This is a genomic window from Streptomyces sp. NPDC003720, assembly GCF_042875075.1.
Taxonomy (GTDB): domain Bacteria; phylum Actinomycetota; class Actinomycetes; order Streptomycetales; family Streptomycetaceae; genus Streptomyces.
This window is the reverse complement of the sequence record NZ_JBIANZ010000013.1, coordinates 42,383-67,725: the sequence shown is the minus strand read 5'-3', so window position 1 is coordinate 67,725 and position 25,343 is coordinate 42,383. Positions and strand designations below refer to the sequence as shown.

4 protein-coding genes are annotated in these 25,343 nt (G+C 74.7%); all 4 read right to left on the bottom strand.

All coding sequences use genetic code 11. The features are described from left to right. Nucleotides 1-21: 21 nt before the first annotated feature. Nucleotides 22-3,339 carry an ACP S-malonyltransferase gene (fabD, locus tag ACFYU0_RS31100; RefSeq protein WP_389305444.1) on the bottom strand — a complete coding sequence of 1,106 codons (3,318 nt, stop codon included), beginning with the start codon at nt 3,337-3,339 and terminating at the stop codon, nt 22-24. Beyond that, complete coding sequence (locus ACFYU0_RS31095; protein WP_389305442.1) at nt 3,336-21,467, bottom strand: amino acid adenylation domain-containing protein; 18,132 nt, start codon at nt 21,465-21,467, stop codon at nt 3,336-3,338. Before ACFYU0_RS31095 ends, fabD begins: the two co-directional genes overlap by 4 nt. 63 nt (nt 21,468-21,530) lie before the next feature. Further along, nucleotides 21,531-24,176, bottom strand: coding sequence for a type I polyketide synthase (locus ACFYU0_RS31090; protein ID WP_389305440.1), 2,646 nt, complete (start codon nt 24,174-24,176; stop codon nt 21,531-21,533). 24 nt (nt 24,177-24,200) lie between these two features. Next, complete coding sequence (locus ACFYU0_RS31085) at nt 24,201-25,334, bottom strand: OzmP (RefSeq protein WP_389305438.1); 1,134 nt, start codon at nt 25,332-25,334, stop codon at nt 24,201-24,203. Nucleotides 25,335-25,343 lie beyond the last annotated feature (9 nt).

The window sequence follows — 25,343 nt, the reverse complement described above, 5'->3', positions numbered from 1 at the left end:
GCCGGGGCCGCGGCGGGGCTCTCAGCCGAACTCGCGCAGTCGTGCGGTGAGATGGGCGGCGGCGCCGTCCATCAGGGTGTCGGCGATCGCTTCGACGGTGCGGGCCCGCCAGGAGTGCAGGACGGTGCCCGCCACCACCTGGTTGAAGGCGCCCATCGACGGTCCGCAGTGCACCAGGTAGTCCACCCGGGCGCGCTGGTCACCGCGCGCCGCGAGGCGCAGGCCGCGCGTGAAGTAGCCGCGGAACACGGCGGCCAGGTACTGCTTGGGGTCGGTGCCGGGGGCTGCGGGCGCGGGGGACTCGCCGCCCAGGTAGCGGTCGAGGACCTGGCTCCTGGTTTCCTCGTCCAGGTCGGCGAGCGAGTCGTGCCGGCGCCACAGTTCGTGCAGCCGGGACGCCCGGGCCGGGAAGAACAGGCCCCGCTTGAGGTAGCGGGCCTGGACGCCGAGGTCGAACAGCTCGCCCCAGGGCGCGGTGTCCACGTCGTACTCGCGGGCCTCCTGGAGGATGTCCTTCACCTCCGCGCTGGTGGCGGCCTCCACGGAGCACTGGTTGACCGAGCCGGTCAGGACGAAGTCGGCGCCGAGCAGGAACGCGGCCCCGGCGGCCTCGGGGGTGCCGATGCCGCCCGCGCATCCCACGTGCACCCGGTGGCCGCCGGTCGCGGTCGTGTCGCGCAACCGCAGTACGGCGGGCAGCAGGGTGAGCAGGTCGGCGGTACCGCTCAGCCAGCCGCCGTCTGCCTCCACGCACAGATCGTCCGCCATCGGCCGGCCGGCCGCCGCGCGGGCCTCCTCCTCGGTGACCTCGCCCGTTTCCAGCAGCCGGGTGACCAACCGCTCCGGCGGCGGGGCCAGGAACTCGGCGGCCACGTCCGTGCGGGACACCTTGGCGATGATCCGGCCGCCCTTGAGGCGGAACCGGACCAGCGCCGGGGTGATCAGCGGGAAGCCGGAGGCCTCGACCAGGTCGACCCCGTGCCGCAGGAGCAGGTCCACCAGGGCGGACTCCTCCTCGGGGGCGCCGTGCCGGTACAGCAGGTTGACGCCGAAGGACCCGCCCAGGCCCAGTTCCCCGGCCAGGTCGCGCAGCAGGCCGTCCACCTCGTCGAGGGGCAGGCCGCCGGTCCCGAGGAAGCCGAGCAGCCCGGCCTTGGCCGCCGCGCCCAGCATCTCGCGGCCCGAGATGCCCCCGTACAGGGCGCCCAGCAGGTACGCGCGCCGCAGACCGTACCGCTCGCGGAAGGTGGCGGCTCCGAGGGTGTCGGCCGTCGGGGCGGTGAAGGCCGCGGGGCGAGCGGGGGGTGTCGAGCGGTCGGAGGGCAGCGGCGCGTCGGGGCGTTGCCCCGCTGCCGGCGCGGGCCGGGGGGCGTCGGGGCGTTGCTCCGCTGCCGGCGCGGGCAGCGGGTCGGCGTTCTTCCTGATCTTGGCGACGAGGTTGGTCAGGACCCTGCCCGGGCCCAGCTCCACGAACTCGAAGTCGCCGTGGCCCATCAGTCGGCGCACCGTGTCGGTCCAGCGGACCGGAGAGTCGATCTGCGCGGTCAGGGTCGCCTTGACCGTGCCGGGGGCGTACGGCTGCGCGTCCACGTTGGCCAGCACCGGGACGGCCGGGTCGCGCAGGGTGAAGCCGTCCAGGAAGCGGGTGAACTCGGCGGCGGTGTCGCGCATGTAGCGGGAGTGGAAGGGCGCGCTGACGTTGAGCCGGACGGCGCGGACACCCGCCGACTCGAAGGCCGCGCGGGCGGCGTCGACCCGCTCGGACGGGCCGGACAGCACGAACTGGTCGGGGGCGTTGTGGTTGGCCAGGTCGAGCTCGTCGATGCCGGAGTCGGCGAGCACCCGCAGCACGGTGGCCTCGTCGCAGCCGACCACCGCGGCCATGCCGCCACCGCCGGCCTGCGCCATCAGGGCGCCGCGCCGCTGCACCAGGCGCAGTCCGGTCTCGAAGTCGAAGACGCCGGCGGCGAACAGGGCCGTGTACTCACCGAGGCTGTGGCCGATCAGGTAGTCGGCCGGCTCGGCGTCCTCGGCGAGCCGGTCGAGGTAGGCCAGGGCGCTGACGACGTAGAGCGCAGGCTGGGTGTGCTCCGTACGGCCCAGGCGGCGTTGCGGGTCGTGGACGCACAGTTCCTCGATCGAGTGGCCGAGCACGCGGTCGGCGATCGCGGTCTCCTCAGGGAACCTGGCGAACAGGTCCTTGCCCATCCCCCGCTGCTGAGACCCCTGCCCTGGGAAACCGTAGACCTTCATGCGGTGTGCCTTCCTTGCCGTCCTGGCTGTCGCCGGAGTCGGATGCGGATGCGGATGTGGATGGGTGATCGGAGGGGTGGAGGGGGTGGCGGCCGGTGCCGCGAGCGTCCGGGCCTGTTCCAGCACCCGTGAATCATGGCCGAACGGGCTGAGCAACGGCAGCGAACGGGAGCGGTCCCCCGTGGTGAGGTTGCCGCGTACGAAGTTGTGCAGGGTGCCCGAGGGGCCGAGGTCGAGGTAGAGGAAGTCGCCGCGGGCGCGCATCGCGGCCATGGCCCGTTCGAACTCGATGGGCCTGCGGGCGACCTGCCAGAAGTGGTCGGCGCCGGGCCGCTCGACGAGCCGTCCGTCCACGCACGACACCCAGGGGATGCCCGGTGGAGCGAAGGTCACCCCGTCGAAGGCGGCCCGACAGTCGGCGAGGACGCCGTCCATCAGGCTGGAGTGGTAGGCGTACTCGACCGGCACCCGCTGGTGCAGCACGCCGGCCGCGCGCAGGGTCGCCTCGGCCCGGTCCAGGTCCGCGTCGGCGCCCGCGACCACGATGTGGCCCGGGTAGTTGCGGGCGGCGACCTCACAGCCGGGCAGTTCCGGGAGGCGGTCCCGGCCGTCCGGGCGGGTGATGACCGCGAGCAGCCCGCCGTGCGGGGCCGCCGACAGGCCGTCCGCCTGGCGGACGAGCAGCCTCAGGCACGTCTCGACGTCGATGCTGCCGGAGACGACCGCGGCCGCGTACTCGCCGAGGCTGGAGCCGAGCAGGTGGTCCGGCTCGATGCCGGCCGCGCGCAGGGTCTCGGCGAGGGCGAGTTCGATCATGACGATCGCGGGGTGGGTGAGCCGTGTGTCGACGAAGGGGTCGTTCTTGGTCCGGGCCGGATCGAAGACGCGGGCCAGGACCGACTCGCCCAGCAGCCCGGCGGCGACGGCGTCGTACCTCAGCAGGGCGGTGCGGAACACCTCGTCGGTCTCGAAGAGTTCCTCGCCCATGCGGTGGTACTGCGAGCCCTGCCCGGAGAACATGAAGACCACGGGCAGGCGTCCGGCGGGCGTTCCGGTCGCCGGGGGCGTCCCGTTGGCCGCGGTCATCGGTACACGTCCCAGAACAGGCCGGACTGCGCCGGCTGGGCGGGGGCGCCGGACGTCTCGGGGGCGGCGCCGCGGATGACGACCGTGCGCTCCAGCGGGGGCTGGGGCAACGGCACCCGCGTGGCGCGGTGGTCCGTCGGCGCCGGGGCGAGCAGCAGGTGCGCGTTGGTGCCGCCGTCGGCGAAGCAGTTGAGCGCGGCCCGGTCCGCGGCCGCCGGCCAGGGCCGGGGCTCCCTCGGGAAGTACATCGCGGAGCCTTCCAGGTCGAAGTGCGGCAGGGGCTGCCGGCCGGAGAGGAACGGCACCTGCTGCCGGTGGTGCAGCATCAGGACGACCTTGATGAACGCGGCGATGCCCTCCGCGGCCAGCGGATGACCGATGTTCGGCTTCACCGAACCGAGCGCGAGCCGCTCCGGACGGGCCGGGGCGGCGCCGTAGACACCCTCGATCGCCTTCAGTTCGAGCAGGTCGGTGACGGTCGAGCCGGAGGCGTTGGTCTCCACCCAGCCGACGTCCTGCGGCGCACGGCCGCTGAGCTTCAGCGCCTCGGCCATCACGTCCTTCTGCGCCCGCAGGTTGGGGGTGGCGGGTCCTGCGGTGCGGCCGTCGTTGTTGATCGCGATGCCCTCCAGCACGGCGAGCACCCGGTCGCCGTCCGCCTGGGCCCGCGCCAGCGGCTTGAGGAGGACGACGCCGACGCCCTCGCCGAGCACCAGGCCGGCCGCCCGGTCGTCGAAAGCGTGGAACTCCGGGCCGGGGTTGAGCAGCCCGCGCTGCCCGAACACCCGGTGCGCCCGGTCGTCCGCGAGCAGGCTCACACCGGCGACGACGGCCGACTCGACGGAACCCGCGCGCAGTGCCTGTACGGCCGTGTCCATCGCCACCAGGGCGGAGGAGCAGGCGGTGTCCACCACCAGGCTCGGGCCCTGGAAGTCGAAGAACTGGGAGATGTTGGCCGCGAGGTAGTTCTGCCCGGTGACCACGACCGGGTTCTTGGCCCGCTCCAGGTCCGCCGGGTCGGGGGTGTGGGTGGCCCGACCGCCGACGTACACGCCGACCCTGCGGCCCTTGAGGTCCGCCGGGCGGTAGCCGGCGTGGTGCACGGCCCGGTCGACCTCCTCGAGCAGCAGCAGCGCCTGCGGGTCCATCGCCTTGACGTCCGCCTCGTTCAGCAGGAACCGCTCGGGGGCGAACCGCAGCACCTCCGGCAGCAGTCCGGCGTAGTACCCGAGGGAGCGGCCGAAGCGGGAGTCCGGGACGGGACGCAGGGTCGTACGGCCGTCCCGCAGCAGCTCCCAGTACGCGTCGGCGGATTCGGCGTCGGGGAAGCGGCAGGAGAGGCCGACCACGGCCACGGCGTCGGCTCGCGGGTCGGGGATGCGGGAGGGTGTGGCGCCTCGCTGCCGGACGGTCGCGGGCGGGGAGGCGGGCGGGTCGAAGGCCCAGACCGATGCCGGGGCGGCGGAATCCGACGGTGCCGGGGTCGCGGGCTCCGGTCGTGCCTCCGCGTCGGGTGCCGTGCCGCCGGTCTCCGTGCCATGGGCGTTCGTGCCGCCGAACTGCGCGAGCAGTGCCATGCGGTGCTCCTCCCCCAGGTACGCCGCGAATCCGTCCACTGTCGGGTGTTCCAGCAGGGCCGACGGGTCGACCGAGACGTCCAGGCGCTTGGCGACGGTCTGGACGAGCTGGGAGACCATGATCGAGTCCATGCCGTAGTCATGCACCGGGACGTCGCCGGCCAGTTTGGCGCGGTCGAAACGCAGGTCCTCCGCCAGCCGGTCGAGCAGCCAGGAGGTCACCGCTTCGACGGCGGCGCGCACGTCCGCGTCCGCGCCGGCCACGGGTGGTGTCGCGGCGGGCGGCACCGGGGCCGGTGCGGCGGGCGGCGTCTCCAGGCGCCGCGCCGTCAGCCGCTCCGCGCTGAACTCGGCGCCGGGCCGCGGCAGTACGGGCATCACGACCCGGGCGCCGCTCTCCAGCGCGCGGTCGAGCAGAGCCAGCCCCTGCGCGTCGGTGAGAGAGGCGAGGCCGGAGGCCTGGTAGGCGGCGCTGCGGGCCTCCCCCATGCCGGTGTCCTTCCAGCTCGGCCACTGCACGCTGACCAGGGGCAGGCCGTACGGGCGGGCCTCCGCCACCGCGTCCAGATAGGCGTTGGCCATGGCGTAGTCGCTCTGGCCGACGGCGAGGGCGGGAACGGCGGCGGCGACCGACGAGTACAGCACGAACAGGCCGAGCGGCTCGTCCCGGAAGCACTCCAGCAGGGCGTCCAGACCGAACACCTTGGGTGCGAGGACACGGGCGACGCCGGTCTGCGGCTTGCGGACGAACGCCGGGTTCTCGAAGTCGGTGAAGCCCGCGCTGTGGATCACGCCGCCGACCGGGCCGAGCCGCGGTCGCACGTCGGCGAGCACCTTGGCGAGGGCCTCCCGCTCGTCCAACGGCACGGCGACGACCTCGAGTTCGACGCCCTGGGCGGCCAGTTCGGCGAGCGGCCGCAGCTTGCGGCCCAGCGGGCCGGCCTCGGCGATGTGCGCGGCCCACTCCGCGCGCGGCGGCAGTTCCTCACGACCGGTGAGGACCAGCTTGCGCACGCCGTGACGGGCGACGAAGTGGCGGGCGGTGAGCAGCCCGAGGCCGCGCGTGCCGCCGGTCACCCACAGCACGTGGCCCGCCGGGAAGCCGAGTCGGGCGCCCTGTGCCCGCGGGGCCTCGGCGAGCGTCGCCAGGTGGCGCGCTCCCCCGCGGTAGGCGACCTCGGCGGGCTCGCCGTCGGCGGACAGTTCCTCGACGACCCAGCGGCACAGCTGCTCGTCGGTGGCGGCGCGGTCGATCTCCACGTGGCGGGAGCGGACGTGGCGGTACTCGCTCTGGAGCATCCGGTACAGGCCCGCCCGGGCCGCTCCGCCGAGGGCGGGCGCCCCGCGCGAGACGAGCAGGGCACGCAGGTCGCGGCGGCCGAGGTCGACCAGGTGCTGGAGCCAACGCAGCCAGGAGGGCAGCGCGGCGTGCGTGGGCGGCAGCACGGGCGCGGTGCAGCCGGCCAGGTCGACGACGGCGTCGAAGCGGTCCCAGCGGGTGCCGGCGTCGGTGAGTTCGGCGTTGATCCGGTCGGCGGTGAGCACCTCGGCGCCCGGCAGTACCGCCGCGAGCCGGGCGGCCAGTGCCTCGGTTCCGGGCGCGGCGAGTACGGCGGTCAGGGCGGGCGGCGCCGAACGGGGCACAGGCGGGGCGGGGCGCCACTGCTTGGTCAGCAGCAGCCCCTCGGAGGCGTGTCGGGCGCCGGGGGCGCTGTGGCCGGCGTCGGACGCGTGGTGGTCGGCGCCCGGTGCGCTGCGGCCGTCACCCGGCGTGTCACGCCCGGCGCCGAGGGCGGCCAGTTCGGCGTCGGCCGCGGCCAGCCAGACCCGGTCGCCGTCGAAGGGGTAGCCGGGCAGCGCGACCCGGGCGGGCCTGCCGGCGGGGTGCAGGGCGGGCCAGTCCACCCGCTGTCCGCCGGTCCAGGCGGTGGCGTACGCGGCGGGGTCGGCGGGGAGCCGCTCGGCCGCGGCGGGCCGGCGCGGGTCGACGGCGCCGGTCCAGCTGCCGGCCGGGGCGCCGCCTGCGGCGAACTCGTCGAGCCGGTCGCACAGTTCGGGCAGGTCGTGGAAGAGCACGGCCAGCCGGTGGGCCATCGCCTCCCGGCCGGTCTGCAGGGTCCAGGCGACCTGCGCCGGGGTGACCTCGGTGTCCTCGGCGCGCAGGTGGCCGGCGAGCCGCCGGGCCTGCGCGGCCAGCCGGCCGGCGTCCCGCGCGGAGAGGACCGCCAGCTGGGGGCCGGCTGCCGGGACGTCCCCGGCGCCGTCGCCGACGTACTCCTCGAGGATGATGTGGGCGTTCGTGCCGCCCGCGCCGAAGGAGCTCACGCCCGCCGTCCGCGGCCGTACCCTGCCGTCCGCCAGGACGCGGCGGGGCCAGGGCTTCCGTTCGCGCTGGACCTCGAACGGCGTCGTGGTGAAGTCGATGTTCGGATTGAGCCGCTCCGCGTGCAGGGACGGCACCAGCTCGCCGTGCCGCATCTGGAGCAGCACCTTGGTGATCGCGGCGATGCCGGCGGCCGACTCGGCGTGCCCGATATTGGACTTGACCGAGCCGATGGGCAGCCGCTCGGGCGGTTCCTCGCCGAAGGCCCGCAGCATGCCGGTGATCTCCACGGGGTCGCCGAGGGCCGTGCCGGTGCCGTGCGCCTCCAGGTAGTCGAGATCGGCGGGCGCGAGCCCGGCCCGTTCCAGCGCCGTACGCACCAGGTCGCCCTGGGCCTTGGGGTTGGGGACGCTGTAACCGGCGCCCGCGCCGCCGTGGTTGACGGCGGACGCCTTGACCACGGCGAGGATCCGGTCGCCGTCGGCGAGGGCCGCGTCCAGGCGCTTGAGCAGGACGGCGCCCGAGCCCTCGGCGGGCACGTATCCGGTGCCGCCCTCGCCGAAGCTGCGGCAGCGCCCGTCCTCGGCGAGGAAGCCGCGCTGGGCGAGCTGGAGGAACTTCACCGGGTGGCTGGAGATGTTGACGCCGCCGGCCACGGCGACGTCGCAGTCGCCGTTGCGGATGGCGAGGCAGGCCTGGTGGATGGTGACCAGCGACGAGGAGCACATGGTGTCCAGGCCGACGCTGGGGCCGGTGAAGTCGAAGAAGTACGACACCCGGTTGGCCACCGAGGCGTACGACGAGGAGGTCGCGAAGCCCTCGCCGCGCAGCGCCTCCTGGACGCCGTACAGCTGGTAGTGGCCGTACATCATGCCGACGAACACGCCGGTGCGGGCGCCGCGCAGTTGCTCGCGGGTGTATCCGGCGTCCTCCAGCAGATGCCAGACGGTCTCCAGGAACACCCGCTCCTGCGGGTCGGTGTGTTCGGCCTCGATCTGCGACATCCGGAAGAACAGCGGGTCGAAGCGGTCGGCGCCGGGGACGAAGCCGCCCCACTTGCCGTAGGTCCTGCCGGTGGCGGACCTGTCCGGGTCGTAGAACGGGCCGTGGTCCCAGCGGTCGGCGGGGATCTCCTCGACGCTGTCCCGGCCGGCGCGCAGGTTGCGCCAGAACGCGGTGACGTCCTCGGCCTGGGGGTAGCGGCCCGCGACACCGATGATGGCGACGGCGGTGTCCTGCGGGGCGGGCGCGACCGGCTTCACCGGCTCGACCGGCTCGACCGCAAGCACGGTCGCCGCGGGGGCGCCGGCGTCCGTCGTGGCGGGGGCCGGGGTGCCGGGTTCCACGGCGCTGGTGGCCGGGGTGCCGGTGGCCGGGAAGGCGCCGGGGTGGGCCCCGGCCAGGTGGCCGGCGAGGTCGCGTACGGTCACGTACTCGAACAGCAGGGTCTTCGACAGCGGGCCGACGTGTTCCTCCAGGCGGCGGATGAGGCTCATGGTGATGAGCGAGTCCACGCCGTACCGGTCGAAGGGTTCGGTGACGGCGATCTCGGCCTCGGGCAGCTTCAGTTCCTCGGCGAGGAGGCGCAGGACGAGTTCCTCGGCGCGTTCGTGCGCTCCGGGCTCGGCGGTGGTGGCGGGCTCGTCCTGGCGCGGCTCGGCGCCCTCGAGTGCCCCGAGGATGCGGTCGGGGTCGCCGGCGGCCAGGAGCAGGCGGGGCGCGGTGTGGGCGAGGGCGCGGTCGAGAGCCTGGAGGGCGGGGGCGGTGCGCAACGGGCGCATGCCGAGCACCCGCTCCATGTAGGTTTCGGCGTCGGCGTCGAGGCGCATCCCGCCCTCGGCCCAGACGGGCCAGGCGGCCGCGAGGGTACGGCCGTGCCGGGTGCCTTCCCGGCGGCGTCGCTCCCGCTCCTCGGCGAAGTGGTCGAGGAAGGCGTTGGCGAAGGCGTAGTCGCTCTGGCCGGCGTTGCCGAAGGCCGCGGCCGCCGAGGAGAACGCGACGAAGTAGTCCAGCGGTTCGTCCGCCGTCGCCTCGTCGAGCAGCACGGTGCCGTGCACCTTCGCGGCGAGGACGGCATCCGCGTCCGCACGCTGCTTGGTGCGTACGAGCCCGTCCCTGAGGACACCGGCCGCGTGCACGACGCCGCTGACCGAGCCGTGCGCCCGGCGGGCCTCGGCGACCAGGCCGCGTACGGCCGCCGGGTCGGCGACGTCGGCGAGCACCACCCGGGCGCCGAGGGCGTCGGCGCGGGCGCGGGCCTCGGGACCGGGAGCGGTGCGCGCGGCCAGCACGATGCCGCCGCCGGTGACGCCGACGGCCCGCCGCGCGGCGGCGATGTGCTCGGCGATCAGCAGGCCCAGGGCGCCGGTGCCGCCGGTGACGATGTGGGCGCCGGCCCCGGTGAACGCGGCGCCCGGCGCGACCGGGAGGCTCACGCGCCGCCAGGCGCGGCGGGCCCGGCCCTCGGCGTCCGCGCGCACCTCGGGGCCGCCGTCCGCGGCGAGTTCGGCGACGACGGCCTCCGCGAGGGGACGGCCGGGGGCGAGGGCCAGGACGCCGAGGGTGACCGACGGGTTCTCCAGGCGCACGGTGCGGGCGAAGGCGGCCATCGCCGGCTGGGCGGGTGACGGGGCCGGCTCGGGGTGGACGTACAGGTAGCGCAGCGCGTCGCGGCGCTCGTGCTGCCAGGCCCGCAGGAAGGCCAGGGCGGTGTGGAAGCCGTGCTCGACGCAGTCCCGGGTGGTTCGGTCGCGTCCGGCCAGGTGGACGACGTGGACGGGTCCGGCTCCGGCGGCGCGCACGGCGGCCTCGGCGTCGAATCCGGGGCCGACCGGGACACGGTGGACGTCGGCGCCCGTCGCCGTGAGGGCGCCGGCCACGTCGGTGGCGTGTGCGGAGGCGGGTTCGAGCAGCAGGATCCGTGCGTGCGAAGGGAGTTGGCCGTGCGCGGCGGGCGCGGCCCGCCAGCAGGGCTCGAAGGCGTGGACGACGTCGGCGGCGGGCACGGCCCGCGTCGCGGGCGCGGTGTCCGTCGCGGGCGTGACGCCGGCCGGACGCAGCGCCCTCAGGGTGAAGGACTCCAGGGTGGCGGTGACCTGCCCGTCCTGGTCGAGCAGGGCGACGTCGAAGGCCAGGGAGCCCGCCGGGGCGGGGCGCCGGGCCGGGGTGGTGTACGCGTAGCCGCGTTCGGGCAGCGGGGCGTGCAGCCGGACCGAGCCCAGGGAGAACGGCAGGTACGGCGCCGGTCCCGCAGGGTCCCCGGCGCCCGGGACGAGCCGGCCCGCGGTCTGCAGTGCGGCGTCCAGCAGCGAGGGGTGGAAGGTGTGGTCGCCGGCGTCCGCGCGCCGCGGTTCCGGCAGGCTCAGCGTCGCCAGCGCCTCCCCGGGCCCCTCGGCGATCTCCTCGATCACCCGGAAGGAAGGGCCGTAGGAGAAGCCCAGCCGGGTGAAGCCGTCGTAGCAGTCCGCGCCCGCCCGGACGCGGGTGCAGCGGGCGCGTACGTCCGCAAGGGCGACGGGGGCGGGCCGGGATCCGGGAGCGTCGTACCGCAGGGTGCCGCCGGCGTGCACCGGCGCGTCGTCGCCGGTGCCGCGCACCTCGAAGGCGGCGCGGGAGCGGTCGCCGGTGACGCGGACCAGCAGCGGGTGTCCGGTGCTGCCGGGGGCGAGCCGGACCGGCGCCGCCCACACCAGGTCGTCCACGCCGCTCACCGGGGCTCCCCCGGCGGCGAGTTCGCCCGCGAGGCGGCCCATCTCCAGATAGGCCACGCCGGGCAGTACCAGGTCGCCGCCGACCACGTGGTCGCGCAGGAAGAACTCCTCGCCGGTCAGCGTCTTGGTGAACCGCTGCTCGCCGAAGGTGGAGACGTTGGCGTCCAGGAGGGTGGGGTGCAGACCGGAGCCGGGCCCCGCGGGACGCTCGCCGGGCGCGACCCAGTGCCGGGGGCCGGCGAACGGGTAGGCGGGCAGGTGGACGCGGCGCCGGGCGGCGCCCTCGTGCAGGGCCCGCCAGTCGACGTCGGCTCCGTCCAGCCAGGCGGCGGCCAGGGCGTGCACATCGTGCCGGTCCGGTGAGAGGGGGTCGCCCGGGGCCGTCACGTGGGCGGTGCGTACGGCGGAGGGGCGGCCGGCCAGGTGCGCGGCCAGCTCGTCGCGCAGGGCCGCGGTGCCGTCGGCGACGACGGCGAGTCGGTGCGGCATCGGTTCCCGGCCCACCTGGAGGGTGTGGGCGAGGTCCCCGGCCGGGACGTCGTGGCGCCCGAGGTGGTCGGCGAGCCGGGCGGCCGAGCGCCGCAGCGCGTCGCCGTCGCGGGCCGAGAGCACGAAGACCTGCTGGGCGGCGGGCTCGTCGCGGGTGTCCGGCATGCGGGGTTCCTCCAACACGATGTGCGCGCCCGCCCCGCCGAAGCCGAAGGAGCTGACGGCGCCGCGGCGGGGCAGATCGGCTCCGCGCGCGTCCCGGCGACGCGGCCAGGGCCGGGCGGTGGCGGCGACCTCGAAGGGGCCGCCGGCGAGTTCCAGGTAGGGGTTCTGCTCGCGGAAGTGCAGGCTGGCAGGGATCGTTCCGTACCGCATCGACAGGACCACCTTGAACAGTCCGGCGATGCCGGCGGCGGCCTCGAGGTGGCCGATGTTCGTCTTGACCGAGCCGATGGCGCACGCGGCGGAACCGCGGGGCGCGTCCCGGCCGTCACGCAGTCGCCGGAAGGCGGTGCTCAGGCCGGTGGTCTCGATCGGGTCGCCCAGGGCGGTGCCGGTGCCGTGCGCCTCGATGTAGCCGACGGTGTCCGGGTGGACGCCGGCGGCCCGATAGGCCTCGACCAGCAGGTCCGCCTGGGCGTCGGGGTTGGGGGCGGTGAGCGAGGTGGTCCGGCCGCCGTGGTTGAGCGCGGCGGCCTTGATCACGGCGTGTACGGCGTCGCCGTCGCGCTCGGCCCGCTGCTGCGGCTTGAGCAGGACGACGCCGACGCCCTCGCCGCGCACATAGCCGTCGGCGCGGCTGTCGAACGCCTTGCAGCGGCCGTCGGGGCTGAGCATCTCTCCCTGGCTGAGCGCCTCGTAGACGCCCGGGGCCAGGATGAGGCTGACGCCACCCGCGATGGCCATGTCGCAGGTGCCGTCGCGCAGGGCGGCGCACGCCTGGTGGACGGCGGTGAGGGAGCCGGAGCAGGCGGTGTCGACGGCGATGCTGGGGCCGCGCAGGTCGAGCAGGTACGACACCCGGTTCGGGACGATCGACAGGGCGGCGCCGGTGAGGGTGTGGCCCTCGGTGTCGCGTCCGGCGGCCCGCTGCACCTCGTGGTAGTCGGAGTTGGTGACGGCGATGAACACGCCGATCCGCTTGCCGGCCAGCTCGGAGGGGCGGTAACCCGCGTCCTCGACGGCCTGCCAGACGGTTTCGAGCAGCAACCGCTGCTGCGGGTCCATCAGTTCGGCCTCTCGGGGGGAGATGCCGAAGAACGCGGCGTCGAACCGGTCCACGTCCGGCGCGAACCCGCCCCAGCGGGAGCGGGAGCGCGGGTGGTCGCGCCAGTCCCAGCGGTCGGCGGGGATCTCGCCGACCAGGTCGTCGCCGGCGGCGAGGTGGTCCCAGAACTCGGTGAGGTCCATCGAGCCGGGCAGCCGCCCGGCCATGCCGATGACGGCGACCTCGCGGCTGGCGGGGGCCGGCAGGACCTCGTTTCCGGCGGGGGCCGCTGAGGTCACAGCCCCGGCGGGGACCGCCGAGTCCCGGGCCACGGCCGGACCGGCCTGTTCGGCGGCGGGTTCCTGCGGGGCCGTCCCGAAGTGGGCCGTCAGCGCGGTCGGGTGGTGCTCCCACAGGTGCTCGGCAAGCGCGTGCAGGGTGCCGTGGCGGTAGAAGAGGGTCGGGTACTCGGTGATGCCGTACGCCCTGCGCAGCGCGGCGCTGAGCGCGGTGAAGCTCACGGAGTTCATGCCGGTCTCGCCGAGCGGTGTGTGCGCGCCGATGTCCTCGGGGCGCAGGTCCACCAGGTCGGCGACCATGCGGGCCAGTTCGGCGACGAGGGCCTGCGTGCGGCCGCCGGTGGCGGGCGCCGGGGCGCCGGGACGGGCGGCGGGCGGGGACCCGGCGCCGAAGCGGGCGCGCAGGTCGGCCAGGGGCAGGGCGGCCAGCGTGGTGCGGTCGGTCTTCCCGTTCAGGGTGCGCGGGAAGCCGGTCACCCGGACCAGGGCGTCGGGCACCATGTGGTCCGGCAGCCAGGCCGCCAGTTCCTCGCGGTCCGGCTCGCGCGCGCCGTCCTCCAGTACGTAGCAGGCGAGCAGGGTGTGTGAGCCCGCTGTCCGGCCGCGGGCCACGACGACGGCCTCGCGGACGCCGTCGAGCCGGCGCAGGGTCGCCTCGATCTCCTCCGGCTCGACCCGGTGGCCGCGCACCTTGACCTGGGAGTCGAGCCGTCCGAGGTACTCGATCGTGCCGTCGGCCAGCCGTCGTACGAGGTCGCCCGTGCGGTACATGCGGGCGTCGGCGCGCGCCGCGAACGGGTCGGGCAGGAAGCGCTCGGCGGTCAGTTCGGGGCGGCCGAGGTAGCCGTCGGCCACGCCGTCCCCGCCGATGTACAACTCCCCCGCGACGGCGGTGGGGACGGGCCTGCGGGCGCTGTCGAGGACGTGGAGCGCGGTGTTGGCGATCGGGGCGCCCAGGGTGACTCGGCCGCCCGGGGCGAGGCGGCTCACTGCCGACCAGATGGTGGTCTCGGTGGGGCCGTAGAGGTTCCACACCTGCCCGTTGCCCGCGAGCAGCGCCTCTGCCAGGTCGGCGGGGAGCGCCTCGCCGCCGCACAGCACCTTCAGCGCGGGATCGCCCTGCCAGCCGGCGGCCAGCAGCATGCTCCAGGTGGCCGGGGTGGCCTGCACGACCGTGGGGCGGGCCCGTTCGAGGGCCTCGCGCAGCCGCAGCCCGTCGCGGGCGTCCTCGGCGGCGAGCACCTCCACCGTGCCGCCGGTGACCAGCGGAAGGTACAGCTCCAGACCGGAGATGTCGAAGCAGACGGTGGTGAGGGCCAGCAGCGTGTCGCCGGGTCCGAAGCCGGGTTCGCGGGCCATCGACCACAGGAAGTTGGTCAGCGCCCGGTGCGGCACGCGGACGCCCTTGGGGCGGCCGGTGGAGCCGGAGGTGTAGATGACGTAGGCGGCGTCGGAGGGGCCGGCCGGGCCGGGCGAGGGCAGGGCCGGGAGCTGCTCGGAGGTGTCGACGGTCAGCCGGGGCACCGTCGCGAAGCCGGCGTCGCAGGTCGAGTGGGTGAGCAGCAGGTGCAGCCCGGCGTCCTCGGCCATGTAGGCGAGCCGGTCCTGCGGGTAGGTGGGGTCGAGCGGTACGTAGGCGGCGCCGGAGGCCTGGACGGCGAGGAGCGCCACCGGCAGGTCCTGGTCGCGCGGGAGCAGCACCCCGACGGTGCGGCCACGGCCCGCTCCGGCGGCGGTGAGCCGGGCGGCGAGGGCGTCCACGCGCTCGACGAGTGCGCGGTACGTCAGCTCGGTGCCGGCGTGGCGGACCGCGACCGCGTCGGGCCGGGCGTCGGCGTGCCGCCGTACCAGTTCCCAGACCAGGGCGTCGGCGGGGTAGTCGGCGGCGGCGGGCGGGGTGAGCCGGGCGCGCTCGTCGTCGGTGAGCAGCTCCAGGTCGCCCACCGGGGTGCCGGGTCCCTCGACGGCGGCGGCGAGGAGGGTGGAGAAGTGGGCGCCGAGGCGGGCCACGGTCTCCTCGTCGAAGAGGTCGGGGTCGTACTTGAGCGTGTAGCGGCAGCCCTGCTCCTGCTCGACGACCTCCAGGGTCAGGTCGAACTCGCCCTCCTGGTGCACTCCTTCGACCGGGCCGAGCACCACGGCGTCGCCGGTCGCTTCGCGGCGGGCGGTGCGGGTCCAGTTCTGGAAGTAGAAGGCGACGTTGAACGGGGCGCCGGCCTCGGGGTCCGCGCGGCGCAGGTCGTCGGCCAGGGTGATGAGCGGGTAGGCGCTGTGTTCCAGGGCGTCCAGGACGGTGCGGTGGACGCGGCGGACCAGGGCGCGGAACTCTTCGGCGCCGTCGACGCGTTCGGCCAGCACCACCATGTTCATGAAGTAGCCGAGCGTGTCGTCGAAGCCGCTCGCCGGGCGTCCGGCCGTCGGTGTGCCCACGGCGATGTCGGCCTGGTCGCTATAGCGGTGCAGCAGCGCGAACCAGGCGGCGAGGACGACCCCGAACAGGGACGTCTGCTCGGTGCCCGCGAGCGTCCGGGCCCGGTCGGCGACCGCGGCGGGAATGTGCCCGTCCAGGCTCGCCCCGTGGAAATTGGGCACGGGCGGGCGGGGCCGGTCCAGTGGCAGTGGCACGGTGGTCCGGCGTCCGCGCAGTCTTTCGGTCCAGTAGGCGCGCAACCGTCGGCCCTCGGCACCGGCGAGCAGCTCGCGCTGCCAGACGGTGAAGTCGGCGTAGCTGCGGGCTGGGCGCTCGGCGGGGAGGGGGCGGCCCGCGAGGAGTGCCTGGTATCCGCGTTCCAGCTCGCGCAGGAGCAGGGCCATGGAGACGCCGTCGAAGACCAGGTGGTGGAAGGTCAGCAGCAGCGCGTTGCGGCCGTCGCCCAGGGTGTAGAGGGTGGCGCGGACGAGGGGGCCGGTGGCCAGCTCGAAGGGGCGGCGCAGGTCGGCGCGCATCCGGTCACGCAGCTCGGCGTCGCTCCTGGCGGTCAGGAAGACCTGCTGGAAGGGGAGTTCGGGCCCGGTCGCGATCCCGGCGTACGGCCCCTCGTCGCCGAGGTGGACGGTGGCCCGCAGTTCGGCGTGCCGGTCGACCAGGTCCTGGAGGACGGTCCGCAGGGCGAGCACGTCGAGGTCGCGGTCGAGCCAGAGGCCGAGGGGCAGGTTGTAGGCGTAGGTGCCGGGCGCGATCTGTTCGATCACCCAGAGGGCGCGCTGGCCCTCGGACAGGGGGTGGCGGCTCTCCTCGGCGATGTCGCGCGGGCGCAGGACGCGGGCCGCGGCCTCGGTGGCCGGGGAGACGGCGGCGGAGGCGGCCGGGGCGGGTGCGGTGGACGCCGACGCGGGCACGGTGGGCGCGGGTGCGGCGGGCGCGGGTGCGGCGACGGCTTCGGGCAGGGCCGGTCCGGCCGGCACACCGGTGAGCCAGTTGGCGGCCAGGTGGTCGGCCAGCTCGCGCAGGGTCGGCTGCTCGAAGAAGTCGCCGAGCGGTACGGCGACACCGAACTCCTCGTCCACGGCTGCGACGATCTTCATGCCGCTGAGCGAGTCGAAGCCGTAGTCGGCCAGCGGGCGGGTGGGGTCGATGCGCTCGTCCAGCTTGAGCACCCGCTCGACGAGGCCGCGCAGGCGCTCGGTGAGGGCGTCGGTGGAGGTGGTCGCGACCGGTGAGACGGGGGCGGTGGCCGGGCCCGCCGTGGGCACGGGCGCGCTCAGCAAGGCCCCGTCGCTCTCCGCCACCAGGACGGTCTGGCCCAGCGCCGGGTCGCCGGCGCCCAGCGCGTGGACCGGGGCGTAACCCTCCTCGTGCAGGAGCCGGGTCCAGCCCTCCGGGGAGGCGAGCGGGGAGTCGGGCATGCGCAGGTGGCCGTCCTCGAAGGCCCACCAGCCCTCCAGGACACCGCCGCCGATGGTCAGCAGCGGCCGTACGGAGGTCAGTTCGTTGAGGACGAGCCAGCCGCCGGGCCGCAGCAGCGCCTTGGCCTTGCGCAGGGTCGCCCGCAGGTCGCTGGTGGCGTGCACGACGTTGGTGGCGACGACGAGGTCGGCGCACGCCTGCTCGAACCCCTGCTCGGCCAAGCCGCGTTCCAGGTTGAGCACCTGGAAGCGGGCGAAGTCGTGGCGTTCGGCGAAGCGTTCACGGCCGTGTTCCAGGAAGCGCGGCGAGATGTCGGTGAAGGTGTATCCGACGCGTCCCGGGTGGGCGGCCAGCGCGGGCAGCACCCGTTCGCTGGTGGCGCCGGTGCCGGCGCCCAGTTCGACGACCTCGATCGTGCGGTCCTGCGGCAGGTGCGGCAGGCGCAGGTCCAGGAAGTGCCGGACCGTGTCGCGGACCAGGAGGTTGAACGAGTCGGTGAGCGGATTGCCCTTGTAGAAGTTCTGCACCAGCTTCATCGAGGAGCCGGGGAACATGATCTCGGTGGCACCCACCTCGCCGCGCAGGATCCGCGGATACGCCTGGAGGAACAGGCGGTTGAGTGTGACGGTCGGCTCGATGTCCGGGTAGGCCGCCGCGATCCGGTCGAACTCCGCCTCCCAGCGGTCGGCGTGCCGGTCCGCGTCGACGCCGTCGACCGCCGGGGTGGTGGTGACCACGTCACCGTCGCGGGTCAGGAACCCGGCGCCGGCGAGGATGTTGAGCAGTGCCTCGTGCAGCCGACGGAAGCGGTCGACGATGCCGAGGCGGCCGCGCAGCTCCTCGGCGCCGTGCCGTTCGCCGGGGCGCTGGAGGGCTCCCATGCGCTGGTAGACGCCGAGCAGCATGGGGGCGGAGACGGCTTCGAGCTCCTCGTACCCGGTGAGGACGCGGCGGGCGGCCGGGGCGGCGGCGGTACCGGTGCCGAGGTGTCCGGCCGCGGCGGCCAGCGCGGCCGGGTGGCCGCCGCCGAGGACCTCGCCGTCCAGGGCGGGGTCGTGGCCCATGGCCTCCAGCGCCCGGCGCCCGGCGCGGATCGGCATGACCTGCGGCAGCCCGCTGCCGAGGATGCGGTGGACGGCGGCGATGCCCGCGGCAGGGCTGAAGCCCTGGATGCCGAGCCCGGCGAAGATGTCGGCCAGTCCGGGCCGGGCGCCGGAGCCGACCAGGCCCCAGTAGCCCTGGTTCACGACGGTCACCGGATACGGCACCCGGTCGCGCAGGAACAGGGCGTAGGCGTCCTCGGTGGCGGAGGCGCAGATGTAGGCGCCGTTGCCGGCGAAGCTGCCGAAGGACCCGGCGGAGGAGAAGTAGACCAGGAAGTCGAGGTCCTGGCCGGCGACGGCGGCGGCGAGCGCGGCGGCGCCCTCGGTCTTGACGCGGGTCGCGGCGGTGAAGGTCTCCTCGTCGAGGTCGGCGAGCGCATGGTCGTCGAACACCATGGCGGCGTGCACGACCCCGTGCAGGGCGCCGAAGCGGCGATGCGCCTCGGCGACGGCGGCGGCGAGGTCGGCGGTGGCACAGGCGTCGCCGCGGACGTGGGCGACGTCGCCGCCGAGGGCGCGGATCTCCTCGGCGGTGGCGTCGTGTTCGGTGCCCAGGTCGCCGCGGCTGAACCACACCAGCCGGGCGCGGTGGCGCTCGGCGAGGTGGCGGCTGAGTTCCTGGGCGATGCCTCCGGTGCCGCCGACGAGCAGGTAGACGCCGCCGTCGCGGAAGACGGGGCCGGGCTCGGGCAGGGTGACGCGGCCGAGGCGGCGGACGTAGCGGACCCCGCCGCGCAGGGCGACGGTGCGGCCGGTGACGTCGGCGGGCGCGGCCAGGATCGCGTCGGCCAGGGCGGCGGTCGCGTCCTCGCCCGTGAGGTCGGCCGTGGCGAAGTCCAGGGCGTTGAGCTGGAGTTCGGGGCGTTCCTTGGCCACCACCTGGAGCAGGCCGTGCATGCCGGCGGCGAAGGGGTTGGCGGCGGTGCTTCCCGCGACCGGGTGGACGTCGCTGGTGACCACGACGACGCGCGCGGCGGTGGTCGAGCGGACCAGGCGGAACAGGGAGAGGGAGCCGGTGCGCAATTGCTCGGCGGCCCGGTCGGCGCCCAGTCCCTGGGTGATGCCGATGCCGACGCCGCCCAGGTGGAGCACCAGGTCGGCGCCGTCGGTCCTCTCCAGCCATGCGGTCGGGGGAAGTTCGTCGATGCGGACCGGTTCCAGGCGGCTCTCGGGGATGCGGGCCGCGATCGCCTCGGCGAGCCGGGCGGACGCCTCGGTCACCAGGGCGACGACGCGGCCGGGTCGAGGTGCGGGTCCGGGAGCGGAGGTTTCCTCGCGTACCCACAAGGGTCGGTAAAAGTCCGGCAGTTGCTCCGCGGGGGCGTCACCGGGTCCGGTCGGCCGTGCGGGGGCGGTACGGGCCGGGGGCTCGGGGATCCAGTAGCGCTTGCGGGCGAAGGGGTACGTCGGCAGCTCGGTCCGGCGGGCGGCGGCGGGGGTGACACGCGACCAGTCGACGTCGGCGCCGGCCAGCCAGTGCTCGGCCACCGCGGTCAGGTCCCGCCGGGCCAGGGCCGCCTCCAGGGCTTCGGCCTCGGTGCCGGTGAGGACGACCCGTGCCCGGGTGACCCGGCCGGTCGCGATCCGGGTGTCGGCGGTGCCGTCGGCGTACGCCTCGAGCAGCGCGGCCGCCTCGGCCGCCGAGCCGGCGACCAGGGCCAGCCGGAACTCGTAGGGGGTGCGGCCGGACTGGAGGGTGTGGGCGACGTCGGCGAGACGCAGGGGGCCTTCGGCTCCACGGGCGGTGGCCCGGGCACCGGAGCCGGCCCGGGTGCCGGGCGCGTCCGACGGCGCGTCCGGGGTTCCCGGAGCGCGCGGGCCGTCGGCGCCCGCGGTCGCGGCGATCGCCCGCGCCATCGCGCCCAGTGTCCGTGCCGAGGTCACCGCCGCGGGAAGGGGGCCGTCCAGCTCGGCCGTCAGTGACGCCTCGAGGCGGGCGCGCTCGGGGACGCCGAAGCCGCAGTCGGCGAGGTCGGTGCCGAGGTCGAGGTACTCGGGGGCCACGCCGGCGGTGTCGGCGGCCAGGCGCAGGCACAGCCGCTGGGCGTCGCCCAGGGTGTCCCGGCCGGCGTCCGCCGGTTCCGACTCCGCGCTGCCGTGCAGGAACGCCGCGAGCTCGGCGGCGTACGCGCGCAGCCGGTCCTCGCTCCTGGCGGACAGGACGAGGAGCTGGTCGGTGTCCGGGGCGACGGGCTCGGCCGGTGGGGTGCGGTACTCCTCCACGATCAGGCAGGCGTTGGCGCCGCCCCCGCCGAAGGAGCTGACGACCGCGCGCAGCGGCTGGTCGCCGTCGTGCTCCGGGGGCCGCCAGGGCTGGAGGGTCTGCTGCACCTCGAAGGGTGTGGTGGTGAAGTCGATGCCGGGGTTGCGCCGGGCGGAGTTCAGCGAGGGCACCAGCGTGCGGTGGCGCAGCTGGAGCAGCACCTTGGTCAGGCCCGCGACGCCGGCCGCCGACTCCAGGTGGCCGATGTTGGACTTCACCGAGCCGACGGCGACCGTCGGCCGCTCGGGCCGCTGCGTCGCGTCGATGCGGCCGCCGAAGGCCTCCACGAGCCCGGCGATCTCGATGGGGTCGCCGAGCGGGGTGCCGGTGCCGTGGGCCTCGACGTAGCCGACGGTTGCCGGGTCGGTTCGGGCGCGGTGCAGGGCGGTGCGGATCACCTCGGCCTGCGCGGTCGCGCTGGGCACGGTGTAACCGCCGGTCTTGCCGCCCGCGTTGATGGCGGAGCCGCGGATCACGCCGAGGACGCGGTCACCGTCGGCGATCGCGTCCTTCAGGGGCCGCAGCAGTACGGCGCCCACGCCCTCGCCGTCGACGAACCCGTCGGCGTCGGCGCCGAAGCTCCTGAGCCTGTCGCCGCGCGAGATCATCCCGCGGTCGGCCAGCATGCGCAGGTGCATGGGGTGCAGGATCAGGTTGACGCCGCCGGCGATCGCGGAGTGGCACTCCCCCGATCTGATGCTCTCGCAGGCCAGGTGGATCGCGGTGAGGGAGGCCGAGCAGGCGGTGTCGACGGCGAGACTCGGGCCGGTGAAGTCGAAGGTGTACGAGACCCGGTTGGCGATCGACCAGTGGTTGGAGTGCGCGTCGGTGCGGACGCCGAGGGCGGAGGCCTCGCCGCCCATCCACTCGTAGTTGTTGTTCATGACGCCCGCGAAGACGCCGACCGGGCCCCGGGCGGCCAGCTCTGCGGCCGGGTGGCCGGCGTCGTCCAGGACGGCCGCGGCGGTCTGGAGGAACAGCCGCTCCTGCGGGTCCATCGCCTCGGCGTCGGCCGGCGATATCTGGAAGAAGAGCGGGTCGAACTTGTCGACGTCGTCGATGAATCCGGCCCACTTGCTGTAGCTGCCACGCACCCCGGCCGGGTCGTGGTGGGCGCCGGCGTCCCAGCGGTCGGCGGGCGCCTCACGGATGCAGTGCCGGCCGGCGGCCAGGTTGTCCCACAGCTCGGCGGGTGTCTCGGCCAGCGGGTAGCGGCCGGCGACGCCCACGATCGCCACGCCGTCGCTCGCCGGGGCCGGGGCGGAGGCCCCGGCCAGCAGGCTCAGCAGCAGCTTTCGCTTGTCGTCCACAGTTGCTCTCTCTCAGGTCTTCGGTCGGCCGGCGTGGGCCGTGGTGTCGCCGCCGGGAGGGGGTCAGGCCTGGCCGGTGCGGCGGGCGGCCGCGCGCTGGGCACGCCGGGAGGTGCGCGGCGCCGGGGCGGTGCCGTCGCTGCCCGGGGCCGTGCCGGGGGTGAGGCCCATCAGCTCGGCGAGGTTGTCCCCGAAGGACCGGATGGTGGGGAACTCGACGAAGGAGGCGGCCGGGACCTCGAAGTCCAGTTCCTGGCCGAGCTCGGCGACGACCTCGATGAGCACCAGGGAGTCCAGGCCGAGGTCGAAGAGGTTGGTGTCGGGGGCGGCGAGGTGCCTGCCGCCGAGGACCTTGCCGATGGCCTCGGTGAGGTGCTCCCGGATCAGTTCGACGTTGTGCTGCGGGTCGGCCGGGTCGAAGCGGGCGATCAGCCGCTCCCCGGCCGGTGCCGTCCCGGTCCGGGCGCCGTGGTCGCCGGGCTCCACCCAGTGCCGCCGCCGCTCGAAGCGGTGGGTGGGCAGGGGCACCCGGCGGATGTCCCTGCCGCTGTGCACGGCCGCGAAGTCGAGGTCGGCGCCGAGCACCCACTGCTCGGCGGCGAGGGTGAGCAGGTGGGCGAGTCCGCCGGGTTCGCCGTCCGGCGGGGTGAGGCGGACCGGGTGCCGGCCGGTGCCGTCGAGCAGCGCGTCCACGGAAGCCGTCGCGTCGGCGGGGCCGGTCCAGACGGCCGGGTCGCGGCCCTCGTCCTCGGTCATCCAGCGGCCGGTGCTGGGCGACACCACGGGCATCCTGGGCGGGGCGACGCGGTGGGGAGCGGCGCCGCGGGCCAGGGCGAGGGCGTCGGTGAGCGGGAGGGCCTCGGCGAGGGCGGCGGCCGCGGCGAGGCCGGCGCCGGTGGCGGCGAGGCCGGCCGGTGCGACGCCCCAGGCGGTGAGGGCGCCGGCGAGGGAGTACTCGTGGCAGCAGGCGGCGACCGCGCCGTCCTCGGCGAGGAGGGCCTCGGCCCCGCCGGGGCGCCCGAGGGCGGCGGCGCAGGCGTCGGCGGCGTCCCGGTAGGCGGCCACCGACGCGTACAGCTCGGCCGTGTCGGCGGGGTCGGCGCCGGTGCCGGTCAGGACGAGGACGGGGGCGCTCGGGTCGCGTCCGGTCACGCCGCGGCGGGTGCGCTCCTCGTCGCCCAGGGCGAGCGCCATGGCCGCGGAACGGGTGCTGTCGGCGACCAGGGCCAGCCGGTGGGTGTGGGCGCGGCGGCCGAGGCCGAGGGTCTGGGCGACGGCTGCCGGGTCGAGGCCGGGGTGGGCCCGCAGATGGCGCGCCAGGGCGGCGGCGGCCTGCTGGAGGGCGTCCGCGGAACGGGCGGAGAGAACCAGCAGCTCCGGCCGGCTCTCGTGCGGGGACTCGCCACGGGCCGGGCTCTCCTGGAGGATCACATGGGCGTTCGTACCGCCGATGCCGAAGGAGCTGACGCCGGCGCGCAGCGGGCCCGTCTCGCTCTTCCACTCGGTCTTCTCGGTGTTGACGAAGAACGGGCCGGTGGCGAAGTCGATGTCCGGGTTGGGCTCGGTGAAGTGCAGGCTGGGCACCAGCGTGCGGTGCTCCAGCATCAGCGCGGTCTTGATCAGGCCGGCCAGGCCGGCGGCCGTGTCAAGGTGTCCGATGTTGGTCTTCACCGAGCCGAGCGCGCAGTACCCCGTACGGTCGGTGCCCTCGCGGAAGGCCTGGGTGAGGGCGGCGACCTCGATCGGGTCGCCGAGCGGCGTGCCGGTGCCGTGCGCCTCCACGTAGCCGATGGTCTCCGGGTCGACGTCGGCGACGTCCTGGGCGTCGGCGATGACCGCGGCCTGCCCGGAGATGCTGGGCGCGGTGTAACCGGTCTTCGCCGAGCCGTCGTTGTTGACGGCGGAGCCCTTGATGACGGCGTGGATCCAGTCGCCGTCGGCGAGGGCCTCCTTCAGCCGCTTGAGGACGACCGCTCCGGCACCGCTGCCGATCACGGTGCCGCGGGCGTCGGCGTCGAAGGCGCGGCAGTGGCCGTCGGGCGAGAAGATCATGCCTTCCTGGTACTGGTAGCCCTGGCCCGGCGGGTTGAGGTGGACCGCGCCGACCAGGGCCATGTCGCACTCGCCGCCGAGCAGGGCGAGGCAGGCGGTGTGCACGGCGACCAGCGAGGTGGAGCAGGCGGTGTTGACGCTGACGCTGGGGCCGGTCAGGTTGAGCTTGTAGGAGACCCGGGTGGCGAGGAAGTCCTTGTCGTTGGCGAGCATCAGCCGGTAGTGGTCCACGGAGGACGCGGTCCGGTAGCGCTCGCCCAGGTTGTGCAGCAGGTAGGTGTTCATGCCGGCGCCGGCGTAGACGCCGATCTGGGCGTCGGTGCGCTCGGGGTCGTAACCGGCCCGCTCCAGGGCCTCCAGGGCCAGCTCCAGGAAGATCCGGTGCTGCGGGTCGAGGATCTCGGCCTCGTCCTGGGTGAACCGGAACAGCTCGGAGTCGAACAGGTCGGTGCCGGGGATGGTCTGGGCGGCCTTCACATAGCGCGGGTCGGCCAGCCGGGCGGCGGGCACGCCGGCGGCGAGGAGTTCCTCGTCGGTGTACCGGGTCAGCGTCTCGCGGCCCTCGCCGAGGACGTCCCAGAAGCGGTCGACGGAGTCGGCGCCCGGGAAGCGGCAGGCCATGCCGATGATGGCGACGTCGGAGTCGGAAAGCGTCATGGTGCTGGTTCTCCTGCTCGGGTGTCAGCTCAGCCGTATGCCGAGGTCGGCGGCGACGGATCGCATCTCGAGGAAGCCGCGGGCGACGAAGCGGGCGGCGTCCTCGGTGGCGTCCATGCGCTGGAAGAGGTCCACGAGGGTGCGCTCGTGCTCGCCGGGGTCGCCCTTCCCCGCCGCGATCTCCTTGACGACCTTGCCGAGCCGGTCCTCCACGTCGGCGAGGTCGAGCGAGCGCGGGAACTTGATGCTGAAGGTGTTGCGGTCGTAGGAGGCGTTGCGCTTGACGGACCGCACATGGCTGGCCGCGTTGAGCTTGTAGAACATGCAGTCGTAGTTCGTGAACGAGTAGTAGTTCAGCAGCGGGAAGAGCGTGCAGTGGGTCTCCAGCGGCGAGGACTGGTACAGGCCCTTGGCGCGCAGTTCCTCGACGATGCGGTCGGGGTCGTACTCGTGCCGCGTGGCGATGAACGGAAAGACGATCTTCGGCAGGTTCTCGTCGTCGTCGAAGAGGAGCTCCTCCAGCTGCCCGCCGAAGAGCGTGTCGGTGAGCCGCTCACCGAACGTCTTGTAGAAGTCGCGCACGATCTCCCGGACGTTGGACTCCATGGTGAGGATCTGCTGCGGGTCGGCGCACAGCGCGATGTAGGGGATCTTCTGCCGGTAGGCCATGAGGATCGCGCGCAGCACGAAGAAGGTGCGGCAGGAGACGCAGGGCAGTTTCTCGTCGAGGTACTTGCCGGGCTTCTTCGGCGCGGGGCGGTTGAACACCTCGCGCATCATCAACTTGATGTTGTCGTCGTCGGCGTCGAGGACGAACGTCGCCGGGATCTTCTCCCGCGCCAGCGCGATGTTCTGGGCGGCGTGCACGCTCTCGAAGGGCACGTCGAAGGTGAAGGCCAGCACCCGCTTGCCGTACTCGTTGACGAACTTGTCCAGCATGTACGTGCTGTCCTTGCCGCCGCTGTACATGAACAGGCAGTCGTACTCGCCGGCGGCGGGCGGCGCCTGCTGGAACTCGGTGAACACCCCGCTGGTGTAGCGGTAGTTGACGAGCAGCTCCTCGGCGAAGTCCAGGTTGCACAGGTTGCACACCCCCTGGTCGTCGAGCACCACTCCCGGATGGCCGGCCTTGAGCGAGCAGACCTGACAACTGGACACGGAACCCCC